The 1,177-nt window shown below is 46.8% G+C and carries 1 protein-coding gene; it reads left to right on the top strand.

All coding sequences use genetic code 11. The features are described 5' to 3' along the window. Positions 1-1,177, top strand: a 1,177-nt coding sequence (gene tuf, locus AB6E51_RS24500) for an elongation factor Tu (RefSeq protein ID WP_016783752.1), incomplete at both ends; no start/stop codon positions are given.

The following is a 1,177-nucleotide window of genomic DNA, read 5'->3' as shown; positions in this document are numbered from 1 at the left end:
TGTCTAAAGAAAAATTTGAACGTACGAAACCGCACGTAAACGTTGGTACTATCGGCCACGTTGACCACGGTAAAACAACTCTAACTGCTGCTATCTGTACTACTCTTGCAAAAGTATACGGCGGTGTTGCTAAAGATTTCGCATCTATCGATAACGCTCCAGAAGAGCGTGAGCGCGGTATCACAATCGCAACTTCTCACGTTGAGTACGACACTCCAGCACGTCACTACGCACACGTAGACTGTCCAGGACACGCGGATTATGTTAAAAACATGATCACTGGTGCTGCACAAATGGACGGCGGTATCCTAGTTGTTGCTGCGACTGACGGCCCTATGCCTCAAACTCGTGAGCACATCCTACTTGGTCGTCAAGTTGGTATCCCTTACATCATCGTATTCATGAACAAATGTGACATGGTAGATGACGAAGAGCTACTTGAGCTAGTTGAGATGGAAGTTCGTGAACTTCTTTCTGAATACGACTTCCCAGGTGATGACCTACCAGTTATCCAAGGTTCTGCACTTGGCGCACTAAACGGCGAGAAGCAGTGGGAAGACAAGATCGTTGAGCTTGCAGAAGCACTAGATTCTTACATTCCTGAGCCAGAGCGTGCAGTTGACCAACCGTTCCTACTACCAATTGAAGATGTATTCTCAATTCAAGGTCGTGGTACTGTTGTAACTGGTCGTATCGAGCGCGGTATCCTACGTGTAGGTGACGAAGTAGAAATCGTTGGTATCAAAGAGACTACTCTTACTACTTGTACTGGTGTTGAAATGTTCCGTAAACTGCTTGACGAAGGTCGTGCAGGTGAGAACGTTGGTGCACTTCTACGTGGTACTAAGCGTGATGACGTTGAACGTGGTCAAGTACTTTCTGCGAAAGGTTCTATCAACCCACACACTAAGTTTGAGTCTGAAGTATACGTACTTTCTAAAGACGAAGGCGGCCGTCACACTCCTTTCTTCAAAGGTTACCGTCCACAGTTCTACTTCCGTACAACTGACGTAACAGGCGACATCACTCTACCAGAAGGCGTAGAAATGGTAATGCCAGGTGACAACGTTCAAATGACTGTTGAGCTAATCGCTCCAATCGCAATGGACGAAGGTCTACGTTTCGCAATCCGCGAAGGTGGCCGTACAGTTGGTGCTGGTGTTGTAGCTAAAATCTT

The organism is Vibrio sp. 10N.247.311.47 (assembly GCF_041467535.1).
Classification (GTDB): domain Bacteria; phylum Pseudomonadota; class Gammaproteobacteria; order Enterobacterales; family Vibrionaceae; genus Vibrio; species Vibrio crassostreae_C.
The sequence above is the reverse complement of the archived record's forward strand: the minus strand, read 5'-3'. Positions and strand labels throughout refer to the sequence as shown.